This window comes from Burkholderia sp. MSHR3999, assembly GCF_000833595.1.
GTDB lineage: Bacteria > Pseudomonadota > Gammaproteobacteria > Burkholderiales > Burkholderiaceae > Burkholderia > Burkholderia ubonensis.
The window spans coordinates 37,133-62,617 of record NZ_JRFO01000001.1; the positions used below are offsets into that span (position 1 = coordinate 37,133).

General features: G+C 66.8%; 28 protein-coding genes. 24 read left to right on the forward strand and 4 right to left on the reverse strand.

Annotated elements, in window-relative coordinates:
* The first annotated feature begins 10 nt into the window (after positions 1-10).
* From rpmD to dsbD, 12 genes are all read left to right on the forward strand, one after another.
* Entirely contained in the window at positions 11-193 is a 183-nt protein-coding gene (gene rpmD, locus KY49_RS00225; protein ID WP_006400644.1) for a 50S ribosomal protein L30, read from the forward strand.
* Positions 194-221: 28 nt separating this feature from the next.
* Positions 222-656 carry a 50S ribosomal protein L15 gene (rplO, locus tag KY49_RS00230; RefSeq protein ID WP_006482880.1) on the forward strand — a complete coding sequence of 145 codons (435 nt, stop codon included), beginning with the start codon at positions 222-224 and terminating at the stop codon, positions 654-656.
* 44 nt (positions 657-700) lie between these two features.
* A complete protein-coding gene (gene secY / locus KY49_RS00235) occupies positions 701-2,050 on the forward strand; it encodes a preprotein translocase subunit SecY (protein ID WP_010092940.1) in 1,350 nt (449 codons plus the stop codon).
* 8 nt (positions 2,051-2,058) lie between these two features.
* A complete protein-coding gene (gene infA, locus KY49_RS00240) occupies positions 2,059-2,277 on the forward strand; it encodes a translation initiation factor IF-1 (protein ID WP_004521905.1) in 219 nt (72 codons plus the stop codon).
* Between the two features lie 20 nt (positions 2,278-2,297).
* Positions 2,298-2,414, forward strand: coding sequence for a 50S ribosomal protein L36 (gene rpmJ, locus KY49_RS00245; protein WP_004199844.1), 117 nt, complete (start codon positions 2,298-2,300; stop codon positions 2,412-2,414).
* Positions 2,415-2,452: 38 nt separating this feature from the next.
* Positions 2,453-2,818 (forward strand): 30S ribosomal protein S13, encoded by a 366-nt coding sequence (gene rpsM / locus KY49_RS00250; RefSeq protein ID WP_042582909.1) that lies wholly within the window; start codon positions 2,453-2,455, stop codon positions 2,816-2,818.
* Between the two features lie 28 nt (positions 2,819-2,846).
* On the forward strand, positions 2,847-3,248 hold the full coding sequence (gene rpsK, locus KY49_RS00255; protein ID WP_010092939.1) for a 30S ribosomal protein S11: 402 nt from the start codon (positions 2,847-2,849) through the stop codon (positions 3,246-3,248).
* Between the two features lie 140 nt (positions 3,249-3,388).
* Positions 3,389-4,012 carry a 30S ribosomal protein S4 gene (rpsD, locus tag KY49_RS00260; protein WP_010092938.1) on the forward strand — a complete coding sequence of 208 codons (624 nt, stop codon included), beginning with the start codon at positions 3,389-3,391 and terminating at the stop codon, positions 4,010-4,012.
* A 124-nt stretch (positions 4,013-4,136) separates the two neighbouring features.
* Positions 4,137-5,114 carry a DNA-directed RNA polymerase subunit alpha gene (locus KY49_RS00265; protein WP_042582910.1) on the forward strand — a complete coding sequence of 326 codons (978 nt, stop codon included), beginning with the start codon at positions 4,137-4,139 and terminating at the stop codon, positions 5,112-5,114.
* A 138-nt stretch (positions 5,115-5,252) separates the two neighbouring features.
* Entirely contained in the window at positions 5,253-5,648 is a 396-nt protein-coding gene (gene rplQ, locus KY49_RS00270) for a 50S ribosomal protein L17 (RefSeq protein ID WP_006400638.1), read from the forward strand.
* Positions 5,649-5,828: 180 nt separating this feature from the next.
* Positions 5,829-6,155 carry a divalent-cation tolerance protein CutA gene (gene cutA / locus KY49_RS00275; protein WP_042582911.1) on the forward strand — a complete coding sequence of 109 codons (327 nt, stop codon included), beginning with the start codon at positions 5,829-5,831 and terminating at the stop codon, positions 6,153-6,155.
* Positions 6,148-8,019, forward strand: coding sequence for a protein-disulfide reductase DsbD (gene dsbD, locus KY49_RS00280; protein WP_042582912.1), 1,872 nt, complete (start codon positions 6,148-6,150; stop codon positions 8,017-8,019). The genes cutA and dsbD overlap by 8 nt, the downstream gene beginning before the upstream one ends.
* Positions 8,020-8,161: 142 nt before the next feature.
* On the opposite strand, the gene hemB is transcribed toward dsbD, so the two are convergent.
* Positions 8,162-9,160, reverse strand: coding sequence for a porphobilinogen synthase (gene hemB / locus KY49_RS00285; RefSeq protein ID WP_042582913.1), 999 nt, complete (start codon positions 9,158-9,160; stop codon positions 8,162-8,164).
* A 252-nt stretch (positions 9,161-9,412) separates the two neighbouring features.
* Complete coding sequence (yihA, locus tag KY49_RS00290) at positions 9,413-10,072, reverse strand: ribosome biogenesis GTP-binding protein YihA/YsxC (protein WP_010092933.1); 660 nt, start codon at positions 10,070-10,072, stop codon at positions 9,413-9,415.
* A 206-nt stretch (positions 10,073-10,278) separates the two neighbouring features.
* Here yihA and KY49_RS00295 point away from each other — a divergent pair, with 206 nt between their 5' ends.
* The 5 genes from KY49_RS00295 (at position 10,279) to msrQ (ending at position 16,290) form a co-directional block, all read left to right on the forward strand.
* Entirely contained in the window at positions 10,279-10,932 is a 654-nt protein-coding gene (locus KY49_RS00295) for a c-type cytochrome (protein ID WP_042582914.1), read from the forward strand.
* 120 nt (positions 10,933-11,052) lie between these two features.
* Positions 11,053-13,254, forward strand: a complete 2,202-nt coding sequence (locus tag KY49_RS00300; RefSeq protein WP_042582915.1) for a cytochrome c biogenesis protein ResB — start codon at positions 11,053-11,055, stop codon at positions 13,252-13,254.
* Positions 13,255-13,258: 4 nt separating this feature from the next.
* Positions 13,259-14,449 (forward strand): c-type cytochrome biogenesis protein CcsB, encoded by a 1,191-nt coding sequence (ccsB, locus tag KY49_RS00305; protein WP_042582916.1) that lies wholly within the window; start codon positions 13,259-13,261, stop codon positions 14,447-14,449.
* Positions 14,450-14,607: 158 nt separating this feature from the next.
* Positions 14,608-15,603, forward strand: a complete 996-nt coding sequence (gene msrP, locus KY49_RS00310) for a protein-methionine-sulfoxide reductase catalytic subunit MsrP (protein ID WP_042582917.1) — start codon at positions 14,608-14,610, stop codon at positions 15,601-15,603.
* 21 nt (positions 15,604-15,624) lie between these two features.
* Positions 15,625-16,290, forward strand: coding sequence for a protein-methionine-sulfoxide reductase heme-binding subunit MsrQ (gene msrQ, locus KY49_RS00315; RefSeq protein WP_042582918.1), 666 nt, complete (start codon positions 15,625-15,627; stop codon positions 16,288-16,290).
* A 93-nt stretch (positions 16,291-16,383) separates the two neighbouring features.
* Here msrQ and lptM read toward each other — a convergent pair whose 3' ends face one another.
* Positions 16,384-16,668: an LPS translocon maturation chaperone LptM gene (gene lptM / locus KY49_RS00320; protein ID WP_042582919.1), complete on the reverse strand. Its 285-nt coding sequence runs from the start codon at positions 16,666-16,668 to the stop codon at positions 16,384-16,386.
* Positions 16,669-16,704: 36 nt separating this feature from the next.
* Between lptM and cyaY the strand changes: the two genes are divergently transcribed.
* Positions 16,705-17,031 carry an iron donor protein CyaY gene (gene cyaY / locus KY49_RS00325; protein WP_010092926.1) on the forward strand — a complete coding sequence of 109 codons (327 nt, stop codon included), beginning with the start codon at positions 16,705-16,707 and terminating at the stop codon, positions 17,029-17,031.
* An 84-nt stretch (positions 17,032-17,115) separates the two neighbouring features.
* Here the strand turns inward: cyaY and KY49_RS00330 are convergent, their stop codons facing one another.
* Complete coding sequence (locus KY49_RS00330) at positions 17,116-19,503, reverse strand: penicillin-binding protein 1A (RefSeq protein ID WP_080425597.1); 2,388 nt, start codon at positions 19,501-19,503, stop codon at positions 17,116-17,118.
* Between the two features lie 224 nt (positions 19,504-19,727).
* Here KY49_RS00330 and KY49_RS00335 point away from each other — a divergent pair, with 224 nt between their 5' ends.
* Genes KY49_RS00335 through aroB form a run of 6 tightly spaced genes read left to right on the forward strand, consistent with a single transcriptional unit; the run spans position 19,728 to position 25,473 of the window.
* Positions 19,728-20,654 carry a hypothetical protein gene (locus KY49_RS00335; protein ID WP_042582921.1) on the forward strand — a complete coding sequence of 309 codons (927 nt, stop codon included), beginning with the start codon at positions 19,728-19,730 and terminating at the stop codon, positions 20,652-20,654.
* A complete protein-coding gene (locus tag KY49_RS00340) occupies positions 20,651-21,304 on the forward strand; it encodes a hypothetical protein (RefSeq protein ID WP_042582922.1) in 654 nt (217 codons plus the stop codon). The genes KY49_RS00335 and KY49_RS00340 overlap by 4 nt, the downstream gene beginning before the upstream one ends.
* Positions 21,301-22,173 carry a hypothetical protein gene (locus KY49_RS00345; protein WP_042582923.1) on the forward strand — a complete coding sequence of 291 codons (873 nt, stop codon included), beginning with the start codon at positions 21,301-21,303 and terminating at the stop codon, positions 22,171-22,173. Before KY49_RS00340 ends, KY49_RS00345 begins: the two co-directional genes overlap by 4 nt.
* A gap of 5 nt (positions 22,174-22,178) precedes the next feature.
* On the forward strand, positions 22,179-23,801 hold the full coding sequence (locus KY49_RS00350; RefSeq protein ID WP_231636322.1) for a type IV pilus secretin PilQ: 1,623 nt from the start codon (positions 22,179-22,181) through the stop codon (positions 23,799-23,801).
* A gap of 41 nt (positions 23,802-23,842) precedes the next feature.
* The gene (locus KY49_RS00355; RefSeq protein WP_063805130.1) at positions 23,843-24,397 is read left to right on the forward strand and encodes a shikimate kinase; all 555 of its coding nucleotides are present in this window, start codon (positions 23,843-23,845) and stop codon (positions 24,395-24,397) included.
* Positions 24,394-25,473, forward strand: a complete 1,080-nt coding sequence (gene aroB, locus KY49_RS00360; RefSeq protein WP_042582926.1) for a 3-dehydroquinate synthase — start codon at positions 24,394-24,396, stop codon at positions 25,471-25,473. The genes KY49_RS00355 and aroB overlap by 4 nt, the downstream gene beginning before the upstream one ends.
* Positions 25,474-25,485 lie beyond the last annotated feature (12 nt).

Sequence of the window (25,485 nt, forward strand, 5' to 3'; positions counted from 1 at the left end):
GGTGGTCACCATGTCTGAAAAAACTGTCAAGGTTCAGCTCGTCAAGAGCCTGATCGGGACCCGCGAATCGCACCGCGCGACCGTGCGTGGCCTGGGCCTGCGCCGACTCAATTCGGTTAGCGAGCTGCAGGATACGCCGGCGGTCCGCGGCATGATCAACAAGGTCTCGTACCTGGTTAAGGTCATCGCGTAAGCGGCCGACTACGGATCAAGGAGTTGATATGGAATTGAATAACCTGAAGCCGGCCGCTGGCGCCAAGCACGCCAAGCGTCGCGTCGGCCGCGGCATCGGTTCGGGCCTCGGCAAGACGGCTGGCCGTGGTCACAAGGGTCAGAAATCGCGTTCGGGCGGCTTCCACAAGGTCGGCTTCGAAGGCGGTCAGATGCCGCTGCAACGTCGTCTGCCGAAGCGCGGCTTCACGTCGCTGACGAAGGAATTCGTCGGTGAAGTGCGCCTGGGCGACCTCGAGAAGCTGCCGGTCGACGAAATCGATCTGCTCGCACTGAAGCAAGCCGGCCTGGTCGGCGAGCTGACGAAGAGCGCAAAGATCATCGCCACCGGTGAACTGAAGCGCAAGATCGTCGTGAAGGGTCTCGGCGCCACCAAGGGTGCGCGCGCTGCGATCGAAGCGGCTGGCGGTTCGTTTGCCGAGTGACACGCCTAGCGCGTCGTCTCTAGCATTTGCATCGGAGAAAGTACTTGGCTAACAGCCCGAGTCTTGCAAAACCCGGTCGAAGCACGGCGAAATTCGGCGATCTGCGCCGGCGAGCGATGTTCCTGCTCCTGGCGCTGATCGTCTATCGCATCGGCGCGCACATCCCCGTGCCGGGCATCGATCCGGATCAACTGGCTAAGCTGTTCCAGAGCCAGGCGGGCGGCATCCTGGGCATGTTCAACATGTTCTCGGGTGGCGCGCTTTCCCGCTTCACGATCTTCGCGCTGGGGATCATGCCGTACATCTCGGCGTCGATCATCATGCAGCTGATGGCGATCGTCTCGCCGCAGCTCGAAGCGCTGAAGAAGGAAGGGCAGGCAGGGCAACGGAAGATCACGCAGTACACGCGGTATTTCACCGTGGTGCTCGCGACCTTCCAGGCGTTCGGTATCGCGGCCGCGCTGGAAAACCAGCCGGGCCTCGTCACCGACCCCGGCATGCTGTTCCGTCTGACGACGGTCGTGACGCTGGTAACCGGCACGATGTTCCTGATGTGGCTGGGTGAGCAGATCACCGAGCGAGGTCTGGGCAACGGTATCTCGATCATCATCTTCGGCGGGATCGCAGCAGGGTTCCCGAATGCCGTCGGTGGGTTGCTCGAGCTGGTGAAGACGGGTTCGATGGGGCCGTTCTCGGCGATCATCATTGTCGTTCTGATCGCCGCGGTGACTTACCTGGTCGTGTTCATCGAACGCGGTCAGCGCAAGATCCTCGTGAACTACGCGAAGCGCCAGGTCGGCAACAAGATCTACGGCGGGCAGTCGTCTCACCTGCCGCTGAAGCTGAACATGTCGGGCGTGATTCCGCCGATCTTCGCATCGTCGATCATCCTGTTCCCGGCAACCATCCTCGGCTGGTTCAGCACGGGTCAGCCGTCGGGAAGCTGGTTCTCCAACACGCTGCATAACGTGGCGGAGGCGCTGAAGCCGGGCCAGCCGGTCTATGTGCTGCTGTACACGCTGGCAATCGTGTTTTTCTGCTTCTTCTACACCGCACTGGTGTTCAACAGCAGGGAAACCGCGGACAACCTGAAGAAGAGCGGCGCGTTCGTGCCGGGCATCCGTCCGGGCGAGCAGACTGCGCGATACATCGACCGCATCCTCACGCGTCTGACGCTGGCCGGTGCGATCTACATCGTCTTCGTGTGTCTGCTGCCGGAGTTTCTGGTGCTGCGCTGGAACGTGCCGTTTTATTTTGGTGGAACGTCGCTGCTGATCATTGTCGTCGTCACGATGGACTTCATGGCGCAGGTGCAGTCGTACGTTATGTCGCAACAGTATGAGTCGCTGCTCAAGAAGGCTAACTTCAAGGGCGGCAACATCCCAATGCGTTGAAAGGACTTATGGCCAAGGACGATGTAATCCAGATGCAGGGCGAGGTGATCGAAAACCTTCCGAATGCGACCTTCCGCGTGAAGCTGGAGAACGGCCATGTCGTGTTGGGGCATATCTCCGGAAAGATGCGGATGCACTACATCCGCATTCTCCCGGGCGACAAGGTGACGGTTGAATTGACGCCTTACGATCTGTCGCGTGCGCGGATCGTGTTCCGGGCGAAGTGATTTGAAAAAAGGGTAATATCATGAAAGTGATGGCATCGGTTAAGCGCATTTGCCGCAATTGCAAGATCATCAAGCGCAAAGGCGTCGTTCGCGTGATCTGCAGCTCGGATCCGCGCCACAAGCAGCGCCAAGGCTGACCGCGCGTTTGTTTGCGCTTTTTGTTTGAGGAAAAACAATGGCTCGTATCGCAGGGGTTAACATCCCGAATCACCAGCATACCGAGATCGGCCTGACGGCTATCTTCGGTATCGGCCGCACCCGTTCGCGCAGCATCTGCGCGGCAGCTGGCGTCGATTTTTCGAAGAAGGTCAAGGATCTGACCGACGCAGACCTGGAAAAGCTGCGTGAAGAAGTGGGCAAGTTTGTCGTCGAAGGCGATCTGCGCCGTGAAGTGACGATGAACATCAAGCGCCTGATGGATCTCGGCTGCTACCGTGGCGTTCGTCACCGCAAGGGCCTGCCGATGCGCGGTCAGCGTACGCGTACGAACGCACGTACTCGCAAGGGTCCGCGTCGTGCAGCGCAAGCGCTGAAGAAGTAAGCGGAACTGACAGTTACAGGAAAACGTAATGGCTAAGGCTTCGAACACCGCGGCGCAACGCGTTCGCAAGAAGGTCAAGAAGAACGTCGCTGAAGGCGTGGTTCACGTTCACGCGTCGTTCAACAACACGATCATCACGATCACCGATCGCCAGGGCAATGCACTGGCATGGGCGACGTCGGGCGGCCAGGGCTTCAAGGGCTCGCGCAAGTCGACGCCGTTCGCTGCTCAGGTTGCTGCTGAGTCGGCCGGTCGTGTGGCGATGGAATATGGCGTGAAGAATCTGGAAGTGCGGATCAAGGGCCCGGGCCCGGGTCGCGAGTCGGCAGTGCGCGCACTGCACGGCCTCGGCATCAAGATCACCGCGATTTCGGATGTCACTCCGGTTCCGCACAACGGCTGCCGTCCGCCGAAGCGTCGCCGCATCTGACGATGTGCTGGCGCAATGCCTGTCGCCGCTTCGCGTCGACGGGCTGTGCTTTTTTGATTGACTAAGCCCACCGTTCGCCCCAAAGGGCGCGAACTAGCGCGGATCGCGATCCGCGTGACTGATTGATAAAGGAATGCAAAGTGGCACGTTATATCGGCCCTAAGGCCAAGCTGTCCCGCCGTGAAGGCACCGACCTGTTCCTGAAGAGCGCACGCCGCTCGCTCGCCGACAAGTGCAAGCTCGACAGCAAGCCGGGCCAGCACGGCCGTACCTCGGGCGCACGTACGTCCGACTACGGCACGCAGCTGCGTGAAAAGCAAAAGGTCAAGCGCATCTACGGCGTGCTGGAGCGTCAGTTCCGCCGCTACTTCGCCGAAGCCGACCGCCGCAAGGGCAACACGGGTGAAAACCTGCTGCAACTGCTCGAGTCGCGCCTCGACAACGTCGTGTACCGCATGGGCTTCGGCTCGACCCGCGCTGAAGCGCGTCAGCTGGTGAGCCACAAGGCGATCACCGTGAACGGCATCGTCGCGAACGTCCCGTCGCAGCAAGTGAAGGCAGGCGACGTGATCGCGATCCGCGAAAAGGCGAAGAAGCAGGCACGTATCGTCGAAGCGCTGTCGCTGGCCGAGCAAGGCGGCCTGGCGAGCTGGGTTGCAGTCGATGCGAAGAAGTTCGAAGGTACGTTCAAGCAAATGCCGGAACGCGCCGACATCGCCGGCGACATCAACGAAAGCCTGATCGTCGAATTGTATTCGCGTTAATCCGATTGACGGCCGAGGTACCCCGATTGCGTCATGCAAGGAGGGGCCTCGGCTGTTTATTTTCTGGTTGTTACCGGTCAGCCTTATCGGTGTAACGAGCCGAGGGTATTGAAAAGGAAAACCCATGCAAACCAGTTTGCTGAAACCCAAGATCATCGCCGTGGAATCGCTGGGCGAGAACCACGCGAAGGTGGTCATGGAGCCGTTCGAACGCGGCTATGGCCACACCTTGGGCAATGCGCTCCGCCGCGTGCTGCTGTCGTCGATGGTGGGCTACGCGCCGACCGAAGTGACGATCGCGGGCGTGGTGCACGAGTATTCGACGCTTGACGGTGTGCAAGAGGACGTCGTCAACCTGCTGCTGAACCTGAAGGGCGTGGTGTTCAAGCTGCACAACCGCGACGAAGTGACGGTGACGCTGCGCAAGGAAGGCGAAGGCATCGTCACGGCAGCCGATATCGAGCTGGCGCACGATTGTGAAGTCATCAACCCGAATCACGTGATCGCGCATCTGTCGAAGGGCGGCAAGCTCGACGTGCAGATCAAGATCGAGAAGGGCCGCGGCTATGTGCCGGGCAACGTGCGTCGCTATGGCGAAGACACGGCCAAGATCATCGGCCGCATCGTCCTCGATGCATCGTTCTCGCCGGTTCGCCGCGTGAGCTACGCAGTCGAAAGCGCGCGTGTCGAGCAGCGTACCGACCTCGACAAGCTCGTGATGAACATCGAGACGAGCGGCGTGATCACGCCGGAAGAGGCGATCCGTCAATCGGCGCGCATCCTGGTCGACCAGCTGTCCGTGTTCGCGGCGCTGGAAGGCACGGAGACGGCAGCGGAAGCACCGTCGCGCGCACCGCAGATCGATCCGATCCTGCTGCGTCCGGTGGACGATCTCGAGCTGACGGTTCGTTCGGCGAACTGCCTGAAGGCCGAGAACATCTACTACATCGGCGACCTGATCCAGCGCACGGAAAACGAGCTGCTGAAGACGCCGAATCTCGGTCGCAAGTCGCTCAACGAGATCAAGGAAGTGCTTGCTTCCCGCGGTCTCACGCTGGGCATGAAGCTCGAGAACTGGCCGCCGGCTGGTCTCGACAAGTAAGCCCGGTTGTTGCTGTAACTGGCCAAGATGCGGATTTTCCTTTAGAATCCGCATCTTGCTTTTTTTCGTTACCGGCCCGTGCACCCCTGTAGGTGCGATAGAAGAGCTGGATCAAAACTTTGAATCAAGGAAACTGAAATGCGCCATCGTCATGGTCTGCGGAAACTGAACCGCACGAGCAGCCACCGTCTGGCAATGCTCCGCAACATGTCCAACTCGCTGATCGAGCACGAAGTCATCAAGACGACGCTGCCGAAGGCGAAGGAACTCCGTAAGGTCGTCGAGCCGCTGATCACGCTCGGCAAGAAGCCGTCGCTCGCGAACCGTCGCCTGGCGTTCAACCGCCTGCGCGATCGCGACTCGGTGGCGAAGCTGTTCGACGTGCTCGGTCCGCGTTTCGCGAACCGTCCGGGCGGCTACCTGCGCATCCTGAAGTTCGGCTTCCGCGTCGGCGACAACGCACCGATGGCACTGGTCGAGCTGCTGGATCGTCCGGAAGTCGACGAAACGGAAAACGTGCAAGAAGCTGAATAAGCTTCCCGGTACGTCGCAGTAACAGAAAAGGGTCAAGCATTCGCTTGGCCCTTTTTGCTTGGCGGTCGCGGAGTGCGGTCGATTGCCGCAGGCGGCCGCCGGCACCATCGCGCAGGGTGCGCTACGATACGGAGCAAACAGCTGGCGAATGCGCCGGCGAACGAAACTGGAGGTGCGCGAATGGTCGTGGTGCTGATGCTGACGACGGTGCCGGATGCGGCGACCGCCGACGCGCTCGCCGACGGCGCGCTGGCCGCGCGGCTTGCCGCCTGTGTGTCGCAGCTCGGCGCGATCCGGTCGCGCTATCACTGGGAAGGCAAGGTCGAAACGGCCGAAGAAATCCAGCTGCTGTTCAAGACGAGCCCGGTGCGCTCGCTCGAGCTGGAGCGCTTCATCCAGTCGCACCATCCTTACGACACGCCCGAAATCGTCTCCTGGCAAGCGGCGGCCGCGCCGAAGTACGGCCAGTGGGTGGCTGGCGAAACTCAACGTCTATTTCATGTTTAACGGTATGGCTCTTCGCGCGCGCATCCATGCATTGCGGCTCCTCGCGCTGCTGCTGTCGCTCCTCGTGTTCACGCTGGGCGGCATGTCGCTCGCCCGGGCCGCCGACGATTTCCTCGATCCGTCGGTGGCGTTCAAGTTCAGCGCCAGCGAGTCGCCGGGCCAGGTCGACGTGCGTTTCAAGGTCGCGGACGGCTATTACCTGTATCGGGAGCGGTTCGCGTTCGCGGTCAAGAGCGGCCAGGCGACGCTCGGCGAGCCGCAGCTGCCCGCGGGCCATGTGAAATTCGACCAGACGTTCCAGAAGAACGTCGAGACCTATCGCGGTGACGTGGTGATCCACGTGCCGGTCAAGCAGGCCGCCGGGGCGTTCGAGCTCGCGGTGACGTCGCAGGGATGCGCGGACGAAGGAATCTGCTATCCGCCGGCCGAGCATGTCGTGAAGGTGAGCGGCGACGCGCTCGGCGCGGTGTCCACGGCGGCGACCGCGGCCTCGCCGGCCGGCCGGGACGACGCGGCCGGCAGCTGGCTCGACCAGATCACGAGCGCCGATTATGCGCAGTCGCTGCTCGAAGGCCAGGGCTTCTTCACGGTCGTCGCACTCTATTTCGTCGCGGGCGTCGTGCTGAGCCTCCTGCCCTGCTCCTATCCGATGATTCCGATCGTATCGGCGATCATCATCGGCCAGGGCACGCGCGTGACGCACGCACGCGGCTTCGCGCTGTCGCTGACCTACGTGATCGGCATGGCGCTCGTCTACACGGTGCTCGGGATCGCCGCCGCGCTGGTCGGGCAGAGTCTCGGGGCATGGCTGCAGAACCCGTGGGTGCTGGGCAGCTTCGGCGTGCTGCTGACGGCTTTCGCGGCATCGCTGATTTCCGGCATCGACATCGCACTGCCGCAGCGCTGGCAGAACGGCGCCGCCAACGCGACGACCGGCCACAAGGGCGGCCACTTCGCGGCGGTCGCGGCGATGGGCGCGCTGTCGGCGCTCGTCGTCGGCGCCTGCATGACGGCGCCGCTGTTCGCGGTGCTCGCGTTCATCGCGCATACCGGCAACGCGCTGCTCGGCGGCGCGGCGCTGTTCGCGATGGGGCTGGGGCTCGGCGTGCCGCTGCTGATCGTCGGCGTCGGCGCGGGCACGTTGCTGCCTCGCGCGGGCGCGTGGATGGATGGCGTGAAGGTGTTCTTCGGCATCGTGCTGCTCGCGGCCGCGCTGTGGATCGTCTGGCCGGTGCTCGGCGGGGCGTTTCGGATGATGCTGGCCGCGCTGTGGCTGCTCGTCGCGGCGGCCGCGCTCGGCCTGTTCACGCCGCACGCGGGCACGCCGTCGATCTGGCGGCGACTCGGGCGCGGGCTCGGCGCGGCGCTGGCGATCTGGGCGGCCACGCTGCTCGTCGGCCTCGCCGCAGGATCGACCGATCCCGTCAAGCCGCTGGCGGTGCTTGCCGCGCGCACGACCGCGTCCGTGGCCGGCCCGCCCGCGGCCGGTGCGCCGGGCGCGGAAGGGCCGACGTTCGCGTCAGTGCGGTCGAATGGCGAGCTCGATGCGCTGCTGAAGACGTCGGGCCAGCCGGTGATGCTCGATTTCTATGCCGACTGGTGCGTGAGCTGCAAGGAGATGGAGCATCTGACCTTCACCGATTCGCGCGTGCAGGCGAGGCTCGCGCAACTGCACCTGGTGCGCGCGGACGTCACCGCGAACAGTCCGGCCGATCAGGCGCTGCTGAAGCGCTTCAACCTGTTCGGCCCGCCCGGGATCATCTTCTTCGATCGCAACGGCAAGGAAATCGGGCGGGTGGTCGGCTATCAGGCCCCCGACACGTTCCTGCGCAGCCTCGATCGCGCGGCCGTGCCGACGGTGTGACCGGCGCGCGTCGCTCGCGGGTCCGAGACGTTCGAATGCCCTGAGCGCACAAAGACGGCGTCGGCCCTCGATCGACCGGCAAGAAGAAACGGCGACGCACCGAAGTGCGTCGCCGTTTTGCTTTCCGGCCTCTGGCGCCGGGTCAGCGCTGCGCCTTCAGCAGGCGCGCGGCATCGAGCGCGAAGTACGTGAGCACGCCGTCGGCGCCGGCGCGCTTGAACGCGAGCAGCGATTCGAGCACGACCTTGTCGTGATCGAGCCAGCCGTTCATCGCGGCGGCCTTCAGCATCGCGTATTCGCCGCTGACCTGGTACACGTAGGTCGGGAAGCGGAACTCGTCCTTCACGCGGCGCACGATGTCGAGGTACGGCATGCCGGGCTTCACCATCACCATGTCCGCGCCTTCCTCGATGTCGAGGCGCACTTCGCGCAGCGCTTCGTCGGTGTTCGCCGGGTCCATCTGGTAGGTCATCTTGTTGCTCTTGCCCAGATTCGCCGCCGAGCCGACCGCGTCGCGGAACGGGCCGTAAAACGCCGACGCGTACTTGGCCGAGTAGGCCATGATGCGCGTATGGATATGGCCTTCGCTTTCGAGCATCTCGCGGATCGCGCCGATGCGGCCATCCATCATGTCGGACGGCGCAACGATGTCGACGCCGGCCTCGGCCTGCGCGCGCGCCTGCTCGATCAGGATTTCGACGGTGTCGTCGTTGATCACGTAGCCGTTTTCGTCGAGCACGCCGTCCTGGCCGTGGCTCGTGTACGGATCGAGCGCGACATCGGTCAGCACGCCGAGCTCGGGGAAGCGCTTCTTCAGCTCGCGCACCGCGCGCGGGATCAGGCCCTCTGGATTGGCCGCCTCGCGGCCGTCAGGCGTCTTCAGCGACGGCTCGATGGCCGGGAACAGCGACAGCACGGGCACGCCCAGTTCGACGCACTGCTCGGCCACCTGCATCAGCAGGTCGACGGACACGCGCTCGACACCGGGCATCGACGGCACCGGCTGGCGCTCGTTCGTGCCTTCGACGACGAAGACCGGATAGATCAGGTCGTCGGTGGTCAGGCGGTTTTCGCGCATCATGCGGCGGGAGAAGTCGTCGCGGCGCATCCGGCGCGGACGATGAAGCGGATGGAAGCTCATGGCGATTTGGCAGAAATCAGGGCAATAAGGGCTTTACAGAACCCTTAGGTTATTTTCTGGATCGTTGGTATATGATAGCGATCGAGCGTCACGCCTAGCGTGATGCTCCCCGCTTCTCCTCCCTGAGCGGGTGCCTGTCGTTATTCGATTAGGCTGTTTAACCCGCCGCTAAACGGCGGGTTTTTTTATGAGCCGGCCGAAACGCAGGCGCCCTCAGGTGCGCACGGCCGGTGCCGGCCGCGCGGTGCCCGATCATTGTGCTACAGGCTCGCTTTTTTCGTCGGCGACGGACGGCCGCACCCAGCTCTCGATCAGCGCGTGGGCCTCGTCGAGCCCCGTGCGCTTGAGCGCCGAGAACAGCTGGGCCGTCAGCTTGCCTTCGACGCCCGCGTCGCGATACGCATCCAGCCCCTTCTGCGTCGTCCGCAGCGCGTTGATGCTTTCCTGGCGCGTCAATTTGTCGCATTTCGTCAGCAGCGTGTGGATCGGCTTGCCGGTCGGCGCGAACCACTCGATCATCCGGCGGTCGAGCTCGGTCAGCGGGCGGCGCGAATCCATCATCAGGATCAGCCCGCAGAGCTGCGAGCGGGTTGCGAGGTAGGTCGACAGCAGCATTTCCCAGTGCGCCTTCGCGGCGCCGGGCACTTCCGCGTAGCCGTAGCCGGGCAGGTCGACGAGGTTCGCGACGGGCTCGGCCGCGGGGCCGACCGAGAAGTAGTTGATGTGCTGCGTACGGCCGGGCGTCTTCGACGCGAACGCGAGCCGCTTCTGGTTGCACAGCACGTTGATCGCGGTCGATTTGCCGGCGTTCGAGCGGCCCGCGAACGCGACTTCCGGCTGCACCGTCGGCGGCAGGTCGCGCAGGTGGTTGACGGTCGTGTAGAAGCGGGCTTGATGGAGCAGAAAGGCCATGGGAACCGGGGACGGACGGGCGGCGCGAGCCGCTTGGTGGAGGCGGGGTAGCCCCGATAGGCGCGGGGGCTTTCAGCGCGATATTGTACAATACGGCGGTTTTACCGAAGGCCCCGGGCGCCCCGCCTCGCGCGCTTCTGCGGTAGACTGATCGCCGTCGTTTATTGCAGAACCTCAATTCCCACAAGACGAAACAGGGTGTGCGAATGAATCGACTGTGCAAGTCTCTGATGGTGCTTCAGGTTGCAGCAGGGTTCGTAGGTTTCGTAGCAGAGGCAAGGGCGGCGGATGCGGCAAAGCCGGATCTGGATCGTGGCAAGGCGATCGCGGCGCAAGTCTGCGCATCGTGTCACGGCGCCGACGGCAACAGCGCGTCGGGCGGTTTTCCGAAGCTCGCCGGCCAGCATCCCGAGTATCTGGTCAAGCAGTTGAACGATTTCAAGGCGCAACCGGGCGCGAAGGGGCCGGCGCGCAACAACGCCGTGATGGTCGGGTTCGCGAGCGCGCTGAGCGCGGACGACATGCGCAACGTCGCGGCGTATTACGGTTCGCAGGCGGCCAAGCCCGGCACCGCGCACGTCGCGGCCAGCGTGCCGCTCGGCCAGAAGATCTACCGCGGCGGCATCGCGGAGAAGGGCGTGCCCGCGTGTGCGAGCTGCCACGGGCCGACCGGGCAGGGGCTGCCGGTCCAGTATCCGCGTCTGTCGGGCCAGTGGTCGGATTACACCGTCGCCCAGTTGGCGGCGTTCCAGCAGGGAGCTGGCGCCCGTAACAACAACGAGGCGATGCATCAGATCGCGTCGCGCCTGTCGGACAGCGAGATCAAGGCCGTCGCGGATTACATCGCCGGCCTGCACTGAGCGTCGGCCGCGAAAGAGCGACCGGGCGCCCGCAGGGCGGCCGGAGTCAGAACAAGAAAAGGGTGGGGCGCCGCATCGCAGCGGCCGCCTTGCCCTTTTTTGTTGTCAGTCGGAGTTTGAATGAGCGTTACCACGTCGGGGTTGCAGTCGAAGTCGGGCCAGGGCGCAACGAAGCGCGCAGTCGAGCTGTTGAGCTCGATGCGCTTTGCGATCGCGCTGCTGGTGGTGCTGTCGATCGCGAGCATCGTCGGCACCGTCCTGACCCAGGACGACCCGTATCCGAACTACGTGAACCAGTTCGGGCCGTTCTGGGCCGACATCTTCCGCTCGCTCGGCCTGTACAACGTGTACAGCGCGTGGTGGTTCATGCTGATCCTGATCTTCCTCGTCGTGTCGATCTCGCTGTGCGTGATCCGCAATGCGCCGAAGATGCTCAAGGACGCGAAGAGCTGGAAGGACAAGGTGCGCGAAGGCAGCCTGCGCGCGTTCCACCACAAGGCCGAATATGCGGCGGCCGGCACGCGCGCGCAGGCGACCGCGACGCTCGCCGCGTTCGTCACGAAGGCCGGCTACAAGCACGTCGTGCGCGAAACCGACGGCGCGACGCTGGTCTCCGCGAAGCGCGGCGCGATGACGAAGTGGGGCTACATCGCCGCGCACCTCGCGATCGTCGTGATCTGCGTCGGCGGCCTGCTCGACAGCAACCTGCCGATCAAATTCCAGATGTGGATGTTCGGCAAGAGCCCCGTCAACACGAGCGCGACGATCAGCGAGATCTCGCCCGACCATCGCCTGTCGGCGTCGAACCCGACGTTCCGCGGCTACGCGTGGGTGCCGGAAGGCCAGTTCGTGTCGACCGCGATCCTCAACCAGCCGAACGGCTCGCTGATCCAGGACCTGCCGTTCTCGATCCAGCTCAACAAGTTCATCGTCGACTACTACACGACCGGGATGCCGAAGCTGTTCGCGAGCGACATCGTCGTGATCGATCGCGCGACCGGGCAGAAGATCCCGGCGCGCGTCGAGGTCAACAAGCCGTTCACGTACAAGGGCGTGTCGATCTACCAGTCGAGCTTCCAGGACGGCGGCTCGCAGATGCAGATGACCGCGTACCCGATGACGGGCGCCGTGCCGAAGACGTTCCCGGTGCAGGGCACGATCGGCAGCTCGGTGCCGCTGCAGATGCCGGGCGCCGACGGCGAGACGATCGAATTCTCCGATTTCCGCGCGATCAACGTCGAGAACATGGCCGACGCGAACGGCAAGCCGGACGTGCGCGGCGTCGCGAAGACCACGACGCTCAAGGAAGCGTTCGACGAGCGGCTCGGCTCGGGCGCGAAATCGTCGAAGCCGATCCAGCTGCACAACATCGGCCCGTCGGTGCAGTACAAGGTGCGCGGCAAGGACGGCCAGGCGCGCGAGTTCAACAACTACATGCTGCCGGTCGACATGGGCGGCGAGCGCGTGTTCCTCGCGGGCGTGCGCGCAAGCCCGAACGATCCGTTCCGCTACATGCGGATTCCGGCGGACAGCCAGGATTCGATCGGCGAATGGATGCGCGTGCGCGCGGCGCTCGAAGATCCGGCGGTGCGCACGGAGGCCGCCGCACGCTTCGCGCAGCGTTCGCTGCCGGGCAGCGAAGCGGCGCTGCGCGGCCGCCTGCAGGACAGCGCGTCGAAGGTGCTGACCCTGTTTGCGGCCGGCGACGACAGCGCCGGGCGCGGTGCGGACGGCCAGCCGCTGGGCGGGTTCCAGGCGGTTGCGACGTTCATCGACCGGTCGGTGCCGAAGGCCGAGCAGGAGAAGGCGGCCGGCCTGCTGCTGCGGATGCTCGAAGGCGCGATGTGGGAGGTCTGGGAGATCGCGCGCGAGCGCGCCGGCGAACCGCCCGTGCAGCAGGGCGCGGAGACGGTCCGGTTCGTGCAGAACGCGATCAACGCGCTGTCCGACAGTTTCCTGTACGGCGCGCCGGTCTACCTGCAGCTCGATTCGTTCAAGCAGGTGCAAGCTTCGGTATTTCAGCTGACGCGCGCGCCCGGCAAGAATCTGGTGTATCTTGGCAGCCTGCTGCTGGTCGCCGGCATCTTCTCGATGTTCTACGTGCGCGAGCGGCGCCTCTGGTTCTGGCTCAAGGACGCCGGCTCCGGCGTCGATGTGGTGATGGCGATGTCCACGGCCCGCAAGACCTTCGATTTCGAGAAAGAATTCGTGCAGACGCGCGACGCGGCAGGTGCCGCCTTGCACGCCGCACCTCGCGATGCCGCTCCGGCATCGGCTCCCCGCCCGCCGGCCGGCGGCGGTTCAGAGGATTCCACCCGGTAACATCATGGATCTCACTCAAGTTTCCCCCGCCCGCGAGGCGTCGGCTCAGGCCCCGATTCCGGCGCCGCTGTTCGACGACCGTCCGTTCCTGTTGCGCCTGTCGCCGCTCGACTGGCTGTTCGCGCTCGCGCTCGTGCTCGGCGCGGGTTATGCGTTCGTGCACTACAACGCGCACATGGATTACTACGACAAGGCGGTGCTGATCGGCGCCGTCCCGGCGCTCGTCACGCTCGGCTGGCGCTGGAAGCCGGCCCGGCTGCTGATGGCGTCGATCGCGGTGCTGGCGCTGCTGTCGATCCGGATCTACCAGGGCGACCTGGCGCGCGCGGACTCGGCGTTCTTCCTCAAGTACTTCCTGTCGAGCCAGTCGGCGATCCTGTGGATGAGCGCGCTGTTCGTGCTCGCGACGGTGTTCTACTGGATCGGCACGCTCGCGCGTTCGGCGTCCGCCGCCGCGATCGGCCAGAAGCTCACGTGGGTCGCGGTGCTGATGGGCTTCGCCGGGATGATGGCGCGCTGGTACGAGTCGTACCTGATCGGCGCCGACGTCGGCCATATCCCGGTGTCGAACCTGTATGAAGTGTTCGTGCTGTTCAGCCTGATCACCGCGCTGCTCTACCTGTATTACGAAGGCCACTACGGCACGCGCGCGCTCGGCGCGTTCGTGCTGCTGATCATCAGCGCGGCGGTCGGCTTCCTGATGTGGTATTCGATCGCGCGCGACGCGCAGCAGATCCAGCCGCTCGTGCCGGCGCTGCAGAGCTGGTGGATGAAGATCCACGTGCCGGCGAACTTCATCGGCTACGGCAGCTTCGCGCTGTCGGCGATGGTGTCGGTCGCGTACCTGATGAAGGAGCGCGGCGTGCTCGGCGACCGGCTGCCGGCGCTCGAGGTGCTCGACGACGTGATGTACAAGTCGATCGCGGTCGGCTTCGCGTTCTTCACGATCGCGACGATCCTGGGCGCGCTGTGGGCGGCCGAGGCGTGGGGCGGCTACTGGAGCTGGGACCCGAAGGAGACCTGGGCGCTGATCGTGTGGCTGAACTACGCGGCGTGGCTGCACATGCGGCTGATGAAGGGCCTGCGCGGCACGGCCGCCGCGTGGTGGGCGCTGACGGGCCTGATCGTCACGACGTTCGCGTTCCTCGGTGTCAACATGTTCCTGTCTGGGCTGCACAGCTACGGCAAGCTGTAAGATTCCCGACGCTCGTTCGACCAAAGACCGCCGGCGCACTGCGTGCCCGGCGGTTTTCTTTTGTAACGTGTGGGCGATCCGGGCGCCGAACGGCGCATGATGGCGCGGGTCGAACGCGCATGGCGCGGGCGCGGTGCGCACGCAGAAGGAGCAGCACGATGTGGATCAAACGGCCTTTCCGGAACGCGTTGAGCGGTGACGACATTCCGCGCAGCGAGATCACGCCGCGCGCGGTATTCGACAACCGCCGGCGCATGCTGCAGGCAGCCGGCCTCGCGGCGGCGGGCAGCATGCTGGGCGGCAGCGGCGCGGCGTTCGCCGCGTACGCGTCGCCCGATGCGCGTGCGGCGAAGCTGGCGGCGAAAACCAACCCGAAATTCGTCGTGGCCGACAAGGCGACGCCGTTCAAGGACGTCACGTCCTACAACAACTTCTACGAATTCGGCACCGACAAGGGCGATCCGGCCCGCAACGCCGGCACGCTGCGCCCGCGTCCGTGGCGCGTCAGCGTCGAGGGCGAGGTGCAGCATCCGAAGGTGTTCGATCTCGACGAACTGCTGAAGCTCGCGCCGCTCGAGGAGCGCGTCTACCGGCTGCGCTGCGTCGAAGGCTGGTCGATGGTGATTCCGTGGATCGGCGTGCCGCTTGCCGAGCTGATCAAGCGCGTGCAGCCGACCGGCAACGCGAAATACGTGCAGTTCGTCACGCTCGCCGACCCGTCGCAGATGCCGGGCCTGTCGACGCCGATTCTCGACTGGCCGTATTCGGAAGGCCTGCGGATGGACGAGGCGATGAATCCGCTGACGCTGCTGGCGATGGGCGTCTACGGGCAGGTGCTGCCGAACCAGAACGGCGCGCCCGTGCGGGTCGTCGTGCCGTGGAAGTACGGCTTCAAGAGCGCGAAGTCGCTCGTGAAGATCCGCTTCGTCGACAAGCAGCCGCCGACCAGCTGGAACACCTACGCGCCGAACGAGTACGGCTTCTATTCGAACGTGAATCCGAACGTCGACCATCCGCGCTGGAGCCAGGCGACCGAGCGGCGCATCGGCGACGACGGGTTCTTCACACCGAAGCGCAAGACGCTGATGTTCAACGGCTACGGTGAGTTTGTCGCGTCGATGTATCAGGGCATGGATCTGAAGAAATTCTTCTGACGCGCACCGATGAGAAACGACATGCCCGCTTCGACGCTCGCGCCGGCGCCCGCCGTCGCGCTCCGGCCGGACAAGGCCCGGGCCGCTCCGCCGCGCTGGCTCGCTCCTGCCAAGGTGCTGGCCTTCGCAGCCGGCCTGACTCCGTTCGCGCGCGTCGTGCTGTTCGGCCTGACCGACCGGCTCGGCGCGAATCCGGTCGAATTCGTCACGCGCTCGACCGGCCTGTGGACGCTCGTGATGCTGTGCATCACGCTCGGCGTCACGCCGCTGCGGCGGATGACCGGCGTTGCCGCACTGCTGCGCTTTCGCCGGATGCTCGGCCTGTTCGCATTCTTTTACGCGACGCTGCACTTCACGACCTATGTCTGGTTCGACAAGTGGTTCGACCTGGCCGAGATCCTGAAGGACATCGGCAAGCGGCCGTTCATCACCGTCGGCTTCGCCGCGTTCGTGCTGCTGGTCCCGCTCGCCGCGACGTCGCCACGCGTGATGGTCCGCAGGCTCGGGCGGCACTGGGCGACGCTGCATCGCGCGATCTACGCGATCGTGCCGTTCGGCGTGCTGCACTTCTGGTGGATGAAGGCCGGCAAGCACGATCTTGCGCAGCCGAAGCTGTACGCGGCGATCGTCGTGGCGCTGCTCGGCTGGCGCGTGGCCGCGTGGGGATGGCGGCGCGTGCGGGGTTGACGGGCCGCGAATCGCGACGCACCAACAACAAAGGCGATGACCGCGTGGTCATCGCCTTGTTTGCCGCCGTTGCGTGGTTGCTGTCTCGCCGCGTTACTGCGGGCTGGCCGAGCCGGATGCGGGGGCCGGTGCAACGGCGCCGCTCGACAGCTCGGGCGACAGCGTGAGCGGCGTGCCGGACGTATCGGGCATGCTCTCGGACGACGACGCGGTTTCGTCGGTCGGCTTGACGTCCGACGGCGGCGCGCCCCGCTGCTGGTCGACCGGTTTCGGCGGAAGAGGCGGCACGGTGGGCAAATAGAGCGGACCGCTTTGACCGCAGCCTGCAAGAATTGCCAAAGCCGCTACAATCGCGCTCATCCGGAAAACGACTCGCATGATCGTCCCTGAACAATTGAACCGATAGAGTTTAGCATGTCCGATACCGAATACCTGACCCGCGCCGAGGCCGTGCTGGCGGCCGTCGAGCGCACCGTGGACGCCGCGAACGACGGCGATCACGACATCGATCTCGAGCGCAACGGCAGCGTGCTGACGCTGACGTTCGAGAACGGCTCGAAGATCATCGTCAACCTGCAGCCGCCGATGAAGGAAGTGTGGATCGCCGCGAAGGCGGGCGGTTTCCATTACCGTTACGTCGACGGCGCATGGCGCGACACGCGCACCGGCACGGAGTTCTACGCGGCGCTCAGCGACTACGCGACGCAGCAGGCCGGGATGCCGATCACGTTCAGTGCCTGAGCGTTCGCGCGGGCGCGCGCCAAACGTCTGATCAAACAAAAAGCGGCCCGAGGGCCGCTTTTTTGTCGATGACCGCGTGGCAGGTCAGTGGCCGCGGAACAGGTTCATGATGTCCTGCTTCTCCTGCTCGTCGACGTGCGGCGCTTCTTCCTCCGCGTCCTGCGCGACCGGCGCCTGCGCCACGCCGACCGTCGACACGAAGCCGTGCCCCGGCGTGAAGTCGGCGAAATACAGCTCGCTGCCGAGCGTCTCGACGCCGTCCGGCATCGTCGGCTTGAATTCGGGCACGCCCTTGAGCGCCGCGCCCATGTAGTCGATCCACACGGGCAACGAGAGGCCGCCGCCGGTTTCGCGGTCGCCGAGGCTGCGCGGGTTGTCGTAGCCGATCCAGGCGATCGCGGCGAGCGTGTGCTGGTAGCCGGCGAACCACGCGTCGTGCGAGTCGTTCGTCGTGCCGGTCTTGCCCGCGAGATCGGTGCGCTTCAGCACGTTCGACTTCGCGCCGGTGCCGCGCTGCGCGACGCTCTGCAGCAGGCTGTTCATCACGTACGCGTTGCGCGCGTCGATTGCGCGCGGCGCGTTCTGATCGGCGACGAGCGGCTGCGCGCGCGCGACGACGACGCCGTTCGGATCGGTCACCTCGGCGATCAGGTACGGATTGACGCGGAAGCCGCCGTTCGCGAACACCGAGTACGCCCCCGCCATCTGCAGCGGCGTGACGAGGCCGGCGCCCAGCGCCATCGGCAGATAGGCCGGGTGGCGGTCGGCGTCGAAGCCGAAGCGCGTGATGTATTGCTGCGCGTACTTCGTGCCGATGTGGTTGAGGATCCGGATCGACACGAGGTTGCGCGAGCGCTGCAGCGCGGTGCGCATCGACATCGGGCCGTCGAAGCCGCCGCCGTAGTTCTTCGGCTCCCACGGCTGGCCGCCCGTTTCCGCGGCGCTGAAGTACAGCGGGCCGTCGTTGATGATCGTCGCCGGCCCGAGGCCCTTGTCGAGCGACGCCGAGTAGATGAACGGCTTGAACGACGAGCCCGGCTGCCGCCATGCCTGCGTGACGTGGTTGAACTTGTTCTTGTTGTAGTCGAAGCCGCCGACGAGCGAGCGGATCGCGCCGTCCTGCGGGACGATCGAGATGAACGCGCCTTCGATCTGCGGCAGTTGCGTGATCGTCCATGCGCCGGCGTCGTTCTTCACGACACGGACGATCGCGCCCGGACGAATGCGCCGGTTCGGCTGCGCATTGGCCGACAGCGCGCTCGCGGCGAAGCGCAGGTTGTCGCCTTCGAGCGTCGCGCTGCTGCCGTCGATGAACGCGACGGTGATCTGGCGTGGGCCGGCATCGGTCACGACCGCCGCGATCAGCTCGCCGTTGTCCGGATGCTCGAGCAGCGCGTCGTCGATCGCCTGCTCGCGATCGTCGGCGCCGGCCGGCAGCTCGATGAAGCCCTCCGGCCCGCGATAGCCGTGACGCCGCTCGTAATCCATGATCCCTTTGCGCAGCGCGCCGTAGGCGACCTGCTGATCGGCGGAATCGATCGTCGTGACGACGTTGAAGCCGCGCGTATACGTCTCCTCGCGGTACTGCGCGTACATCATCTGCCGCACCATTTCGGCGACGTACTCGGCGTGCACGCTGAATTCGCGGCCTGCGCCCTTGACGACGAGCGGCTGCGCGATCGCTTCGTCGTACTGCCCGCGCGAGATGAAGTTCAGCTCGAGCATCCGCTGCAGGATGTATTCCTGGCGCACCTTCGCGCGCTTCGGATTGACGACCGGGTTGTACGCGGACGGCGCCTTCGGCAGGCCGGCCAGCATCGCGGCTTCCGCCAGCGTGATGTCCTTCAGGTCCTTGCCGAAGTACACCCGGGCGGCGCTCGCGAAGCCGTACGCGCGCTGGCCGAGATAGATCTGATTCATGTAGACCTCGAGAATCTGATCCTTCGTCAGCGCCCGCTCGATCCTGTACGCGAGCAGCATCTCGTAGATCTTGCGCGTGTAGGTTTTCTCGCTCGACAGGAAGAAGTTGCGCGCGACCTGCATCGTGATCGTGCTCGCGCCCTGCGTCGCGTGGCCGTTGGTCAGCGCGACGATGCCGGCGCGGAAGATCCCGGTGAGGTCGACGCCGCCGTGGTCGTAGAAGCGCGCGTCCTCGATCGCGAGGATCGCCTTCTTCAGCGAGTCGGGGACGTCCCTGAAGTGGACGATGTCACGGCGTTCCTCGCCGAATTCGCCGATCAGCACGTGATCGGACGTATAGATGCGCAGCGGAACCTTCGGACGATAGTCCGTCAGCGCGTCGAGCGACGGCATGTTCGGCGACGCGACGACGAGCGCATAGCCGAGCACGAGAGCGCCGCACAGGACGAGCGCCACGCACACCGTCACGAGGCCGATCAGGACTTTCAGCCACCAAGGGCGTTTCTTCGGCTCCGGGGCGGGGGGCGGGGACGTAGGGGACGTGGATTGCATAGGCATACCGGAAAACAGTCCCGCGATTATAGCTGGCCGGTATGGCCGGTCCTGACGGGCGAGCACCCGTCGCGCGGCCGCGGGTTGCCGCCCCTCCAGCATAGCGCGCCGGCGCATGCGTTTCGCGGCGTTGGCCGTTCGGCCGACTGCCGGCCGCGCGCGCCGCTCGCCAGAATGCGAGCCTGGGATTGCGGCAGGGGCCGCAGCGACGGCGGGAGGCTGGGATGGACGGACGATGGGCGGTGCGATTCGAGATGGGCAGGCGCACGGCGATAGGGATCGACGTCGCCGCGGGCGACGTGAGGGTGGCGGTGCTGAGCCGGCGCGGGCGCGGCGCGGACGTGCGCGTCGAAGGGCTCGAGACGGAGCCGCACGGGCTGTCCGATGGGCCCGACGAGGTTCGCTGGGCGGCGGTCGGGCGCGCGCTGTCCGCGGCCGTGTCGCGTCTGGCGGCGCGCGGGGTGCGGTGCGACGCACGCGGCGTGATGGCGCTGCGGGACGACGAGATGCACACGGCGACGCTCGACCTGGCCGGGCGCAACGACATCCCCGATGCCGCGCGCCAGGCCGCGGAACGCATCTCCGGGCTGGCGCCGGACAGTCTCGCATTCGACTGGCGGCACGACGGCGGTGCGCGGCCCGGCGAGATCGCAATCGCCGCCGCGCCGCAGGCCGCGCTGCAGCGGCGGGTCGACGCGGCCGCCGTGGCCGGTGTGGATCTGACGGCGATCGACGGCGAATCGATCGCGGCGCTGCGGGCGTTGCGTTTTGCCGCGCTGCGCGAATCGGAGGCAAGCGAGCCATGCCTCGCGCTCTGGTTCGGCGATGCGGGCGTGCGCGGCTGGTGGCTGGAAGGTGGGGAGGCCGTGTCGCAGTTCACGTTTCCGGATCGCGCCCATGCGGCGCTGCCCGACGTATTGCGCGCGCGGGTGCGCCGGCCGGCCCGCTGTGCGCTCGTCGGCGGCGACGAGCGCTGTCTCGCGCGGTTCGGCACGTCCGTCGCCGAGATCGGCGACCTGCTCGGCGCGAGCGCGATGCCGTTCGAGTGCGCGCGTTGGGGCGGCGAAGCGTCCGCGGCGCCGGCCGGTTCTGTCGGCGGGCCGGCATTCGCGGTTGCCTTCGGGCTGGCGTTGCGCGGAGTGTGGGAATGAGCGCGCCGACCGTGTTACTGGGGGCGCCGCAGAAGCCGGCGGCCGCGTTCGCGTGGCTCGACCTCGACGGATTCAACCTGCTGCCCTATCGCGACCGCCTCGCGCGGGCCATGCGTCGGCGCCGGGCCGCGCAATGCGGCGCAGCGATCCTGCTCGGCATCCTGGGCGTCGGCGCATGGACGGGCGGGGCGGCGTGGCTGCGCATGCGAACCGATGCCGAACGTGCTGTGGTCGAGGCGCGGCTGTCGAGGCAACAGCCCCGGGTGGACGCGGCGGCGCGTGCCGCGCGGATGGTCGCCGCCGCCGCGCAGCGCGACGCGCAGGCTGCGGCGCTGGCGGCGCCTTACCGGCGGGCCACCGAACTGCTCGTGTTGGTGGCGCGGGTTCGCGATGACGGCATCGGGCTGGAAGCGTTGCGCATGACGGCGTCCGGCGCGGTGCTCGACGCGCGGGCCGCGAGTTATCGGGCGGCAGCGCGGTGGCTCGACCGCATCGCGCGCGAGCAGCACGGGTGGCGCGTCGACGTCGACGCGCTGAAGCCGGCCCCGGCGGAGCCGGCGGGTGCGACGCGGATGCCGTTCCGGTTCTCGGTGCAATTGCGCTGGCACGACGGACCGTCCCGCGACGCCGGGCAGGGGGAGCGGACATGACGGCGCTTGCGTATCGATTCGGGAGCGGCGACGGCGGGCGAAACGGCGCGACGCGGCGCGCGCTGCCGGTTGCGTCGCACGTCGCAGGCTGCGTGCTCGCGTTCGGCATGGTGCTGGCGGGCGGCGTTCACCTCTCGGCCGCCGCGGACTGGAGCGGCCTCGCCCGCAGCCGCGCGTCCCTGGATGCCGCCCGGGCGCGCGCTGCCGAGGCCGAGCGCGCGCTGGCGCAGGCCGCGATGCATCGCGCGGCGCCCGCCAAGACCGACGACTGCCGCGGCGAGCCGGCGGCACCCGGCTGGCCGGCGCTGATGCTCGAACTGGCCGAGCTCGCCGCGTCGAGCGGGCTGCGGGTCGTCTCGTTCGAGCCGCAGCCCGAGCCGGGCGCCCGGCAGGACGTGCGGCGCACGGTGCGCATCGTCGCGGATGGCGGCTTTCCGGCGCTGCGGCGGATGGTCGGCGCCCTGGCGACGTTGCCGGTGCTGGTCGTGCCGACGGCGATAAGCGCCGAGCGCGCCGGGCGGGCCGCGCGCGTCGGGCTGTCGCTCGACGTATTTCCCGCGATGCCGGGCGGTCGCGCGGCATACGGCGACCGACCGATCGCCGTGGCTTCGCAGGACGCGGATCCGTTCGGTATCGGAGACGAGCCGGGAACGGGCGACACCTTGCCGTCCCGGCTCGCCGGCGTGATGCGCGACGCGCGCACCGGCCTCGCGCTGTTCGACGACGGCGCCGGGGCCATTACCGCCGTGGCGGCCGGCGAGGCGGTCGGGGCGATGCGCGTGGTGCGTGTCGAAGCGGACGCAGTGACGCTGGCGACGAGGAGCGGGCCGCGCAGGATGGGGCTCGATGACGAGGGCATGCAATGGTGAGAAGCATGCTGAGAACCGCAATTGTCTGGATCGGGTTATACGCTGCCGCGGCGTCGGGCGCGTTGCCGCCGCTGCCGCGCGTGTGGCCGGCAGCGGCGTGGCGCGCCGACGGGCCGGGTGTGCCTGACGTGCCGCTGCCGCAGGGCGCCGTCGCCGGCATGGAGCACGCGCCGTTGCCAGCCGAGCCGCCAACGGGGCCGGAGCCGGCGCCGCGCGCCGCGCCCGCGACGATCGCAGCGACGGCGCCCGCCCTGGAAGGTCCACCGATCCCGCTGCCGCCGCCGGTGCGCATGAGCGACGCCGCGCGCCGGCCCGGCGATGCGGACGACGACCGGCGAATCTCGCTGAACCTGCACGGCGTCAGCCTGGCCGCCGCGTTCGACGCGTTCGCCCGGTTCACGGGGCTCAACATCATCGTCAGCGAGCAGGTGCGCGGCACGGTATCGCTCCGTCTGAACCATGTCCGCTGGCGGAATGCGTTCGACACGCTGCTCGACACGCATGGGCTCGCGATGTCCCGGCGCGACAACGTGATCTGGATCACGCCCGCGGCGGAGCTGGCCGCGCGCGAGCGCGAACGCTTCGAGGCGCACGCGCGGGCGGCGGATCTCGAGCCGCTCGCCAGCCGCACCTTCGTGCTCCACTATCCGCGCGCGCAGGACGTGCAGCGGCTCCTGACCGGCGCGGCGGGGCAGCGCGTGCTGTCGAAACGCGGGGCGGCGGCGGCCGATTCGCGCACGAACCAGCTGTTCGTCACCGATCTCGCGCCGCGCATTGCGCAGATTGCGGGCCTGATCGACGCAATCGACCGGCCGTCGAGGCAGGTCCGGATCGAGGCGCGCATCGTCGAGGGCGAGCAGGGCTTTTCGCGCAATCTCGGCGCCCGCCTCGCATTGCGCGCCCGGGAGCGGGCGGCGGCGGCCGACGGCGCCGCCTTCACCGCGGGGGCGCGCAACGCGCTGGACCTGGCCGCGCGGCCGCTTGGCGGCTTCGACGCGGCCACGGCCGGCTTCACGCTGTTCGCCGCGCCGTTGAGCCGCGTGCTCGACGTCGAGCTGAGCGCGCTCGAGGCGCAAGGTCGGGGGCAGATCGTGTCGAGCCCGCGCGTCGTGACGGCCGATCGCGCGAAGGCCATCGTCGAGCAGGGCGCGGAGCTGCCTTACCAGGCAAAGGTCGGCAACGGCGTGAGCGGCGTGCAGTTCCGCCGGGCGACGCTGAAGCTCGAGGTCGAGCCGCAGATCACGCCGGACGGGCGCGTCGTGCTCGACCTCGACGTCACGAAGGACAGCGTCGGCGAGCCGACGGCGGCCGGACCGGCGATCCATACCAAGCACGTGCAGACCCGCGTCGAGGTGGAGGACGGCGGGACGGTCGCGATCGGCGGGATTTACGAGCAGTTGCGCCGGGACGATGTGACGCGGGTGCCGCTCTTGGGCAAAATACCGATTCTGGGCGCGCTGTTTCGGCATCGCGCGCAGCGCGACCAGCGCAGCGAGCTGGTCGTCTTCATCACCCCGACGGTGGTCGGCGCGCGTTGCGACGCGGCTGGCGGCGGCGAGCCGGCGGCCGGCGAAACCGGCCCGGACGCCGCCGGCCCAGGCTCGACAAGGCAGCCGCTTTGCCAGTAAGCTGCGCCACACACCAGCAAGATTGAAGCAAAGGAAAGCCGTTGCAAGCGCGGGATCCACACGCAAACGTATTTTTCGTCGGCCTTATGGGAGCGGGTAAGACCACCGTGGGCCGCGCGGTCGCGCGCCGGCTCGACAGGACGTTCTTCGACTCCGACCACGAGATCGAGGCGCGGACGGGCGCACGCATTCCGGTGATCTTCGAGATGGAAGGCGAAGCCGGGTTTCGCGACCGCGAAGCGCAGATGATCGCCGAGCTTGCGCAGCGCGAGCACATCGTGCTCGCGACGGGCGGCGGCGCGATCCTGCGCCCCGAAAATCGCGAATGCCTCAAATCTAACGGCATCGTCGTCTATCTGCGCGCCAATCCGCACGATCTGTGGCTGCGCACGCGCAAGGACAAGAACCGGCCGCTGCTGCAGACCGACGATCCGAAGGCGCGTCTCGAAGCGCTCTACGAAGTGCGCGACCCGCTGTATCGGGAATGCGCGGATTTCGTCATCGAAACCGGCCGCCCGTCGGTCAACGGCCTCGTCAACATGGTGCTGATGCAACTCGAGATGGCAGGCGTTGTCGCCAAGCCTATACAAGCATGATTACTGTCAACGTCGAACTGGGCGACCGCGCCTATCCGATTCATATTGGCGCCGGCCTGATCGGCCGCACCGAACTGTTCGCGCCCCACATCAAGGGCTCGTCGGTCACGATCGTCACGAACACGACGGTCGATCCGCTCTACGGCGATGTGCTGCGCGCCGCGCTCGCGCCGCTCGGCAAGCGCGTGTCGACGGTCGTGCTGCCGGACGGCGAGGCGTACAAGAACTGGGAAACGCTGAACCTGATCTTCGACGGCCTGCTGACCGAGCGTGCGGACCGCAAGACCACGCTCGTCGCGCTCGGCGGCGGCGTGGTCGGCGACATGACGGGCTTTGCGGCCGCGTGCTACATGCGCGGCGTGCCGTTCATCCAGGTGCCGACGACGCTGCTGTCGCAGGTCGACTCGTCGGTCGGCGGCAAGACCGGCATCAATCACCCGCTCGGCAAGAACATGATCGGCGCGTTCTACCAGCCGCAGGCGGTGATCGCGGACATCGGCGCGCTGACGACGCTGCCCGAGCGCGAACTGGCGGCGGGCATCGCCGAGATCATCAAGACCGGCGCGATCGCCGACGCCGCGTTCTTCGACTGGATCGAGGCGAACGTCGACGCATTGAACCGTCGCGAGCCCGGCGCGCTCGCCGAAGCCGTCAAGCGCTCGTGCGAGATCAAGGCGAGCGTGGTCGCGGCCGACGAACGCGAAGGCGGCCTGCGCGCGATCCTCAACTTCGGCCACACGTTCGGCCACGCGATCGAGGCCGGGCTCGGCTACGGCGAATGGCTGCACGGCGAGGCGGTCGGCTGCGGGATGGTGATGGCGGGCGACCTGTCGGTGCGGCTCGGCCTGCTGGACGAAGCGTCGCGGCAGCGCCTCGACGCGGTGATCGCGGCCGCGCACCTGCCGACCCGCGCGCCGGCGCTCGGCGACGCGCGCTACATGGACCTGATGCGCGTCGACAAGAAGGCGGAAGCCGGCGCGATCAAGTTCATCCTGCTGAAGCGCTTCGGCGATACGCTGATCGCGCCGGCGCCCGACGAGGCCGTGTTCGCCACCCTGGCGCAGACGACCCGGTAACTGCGGCCCGGA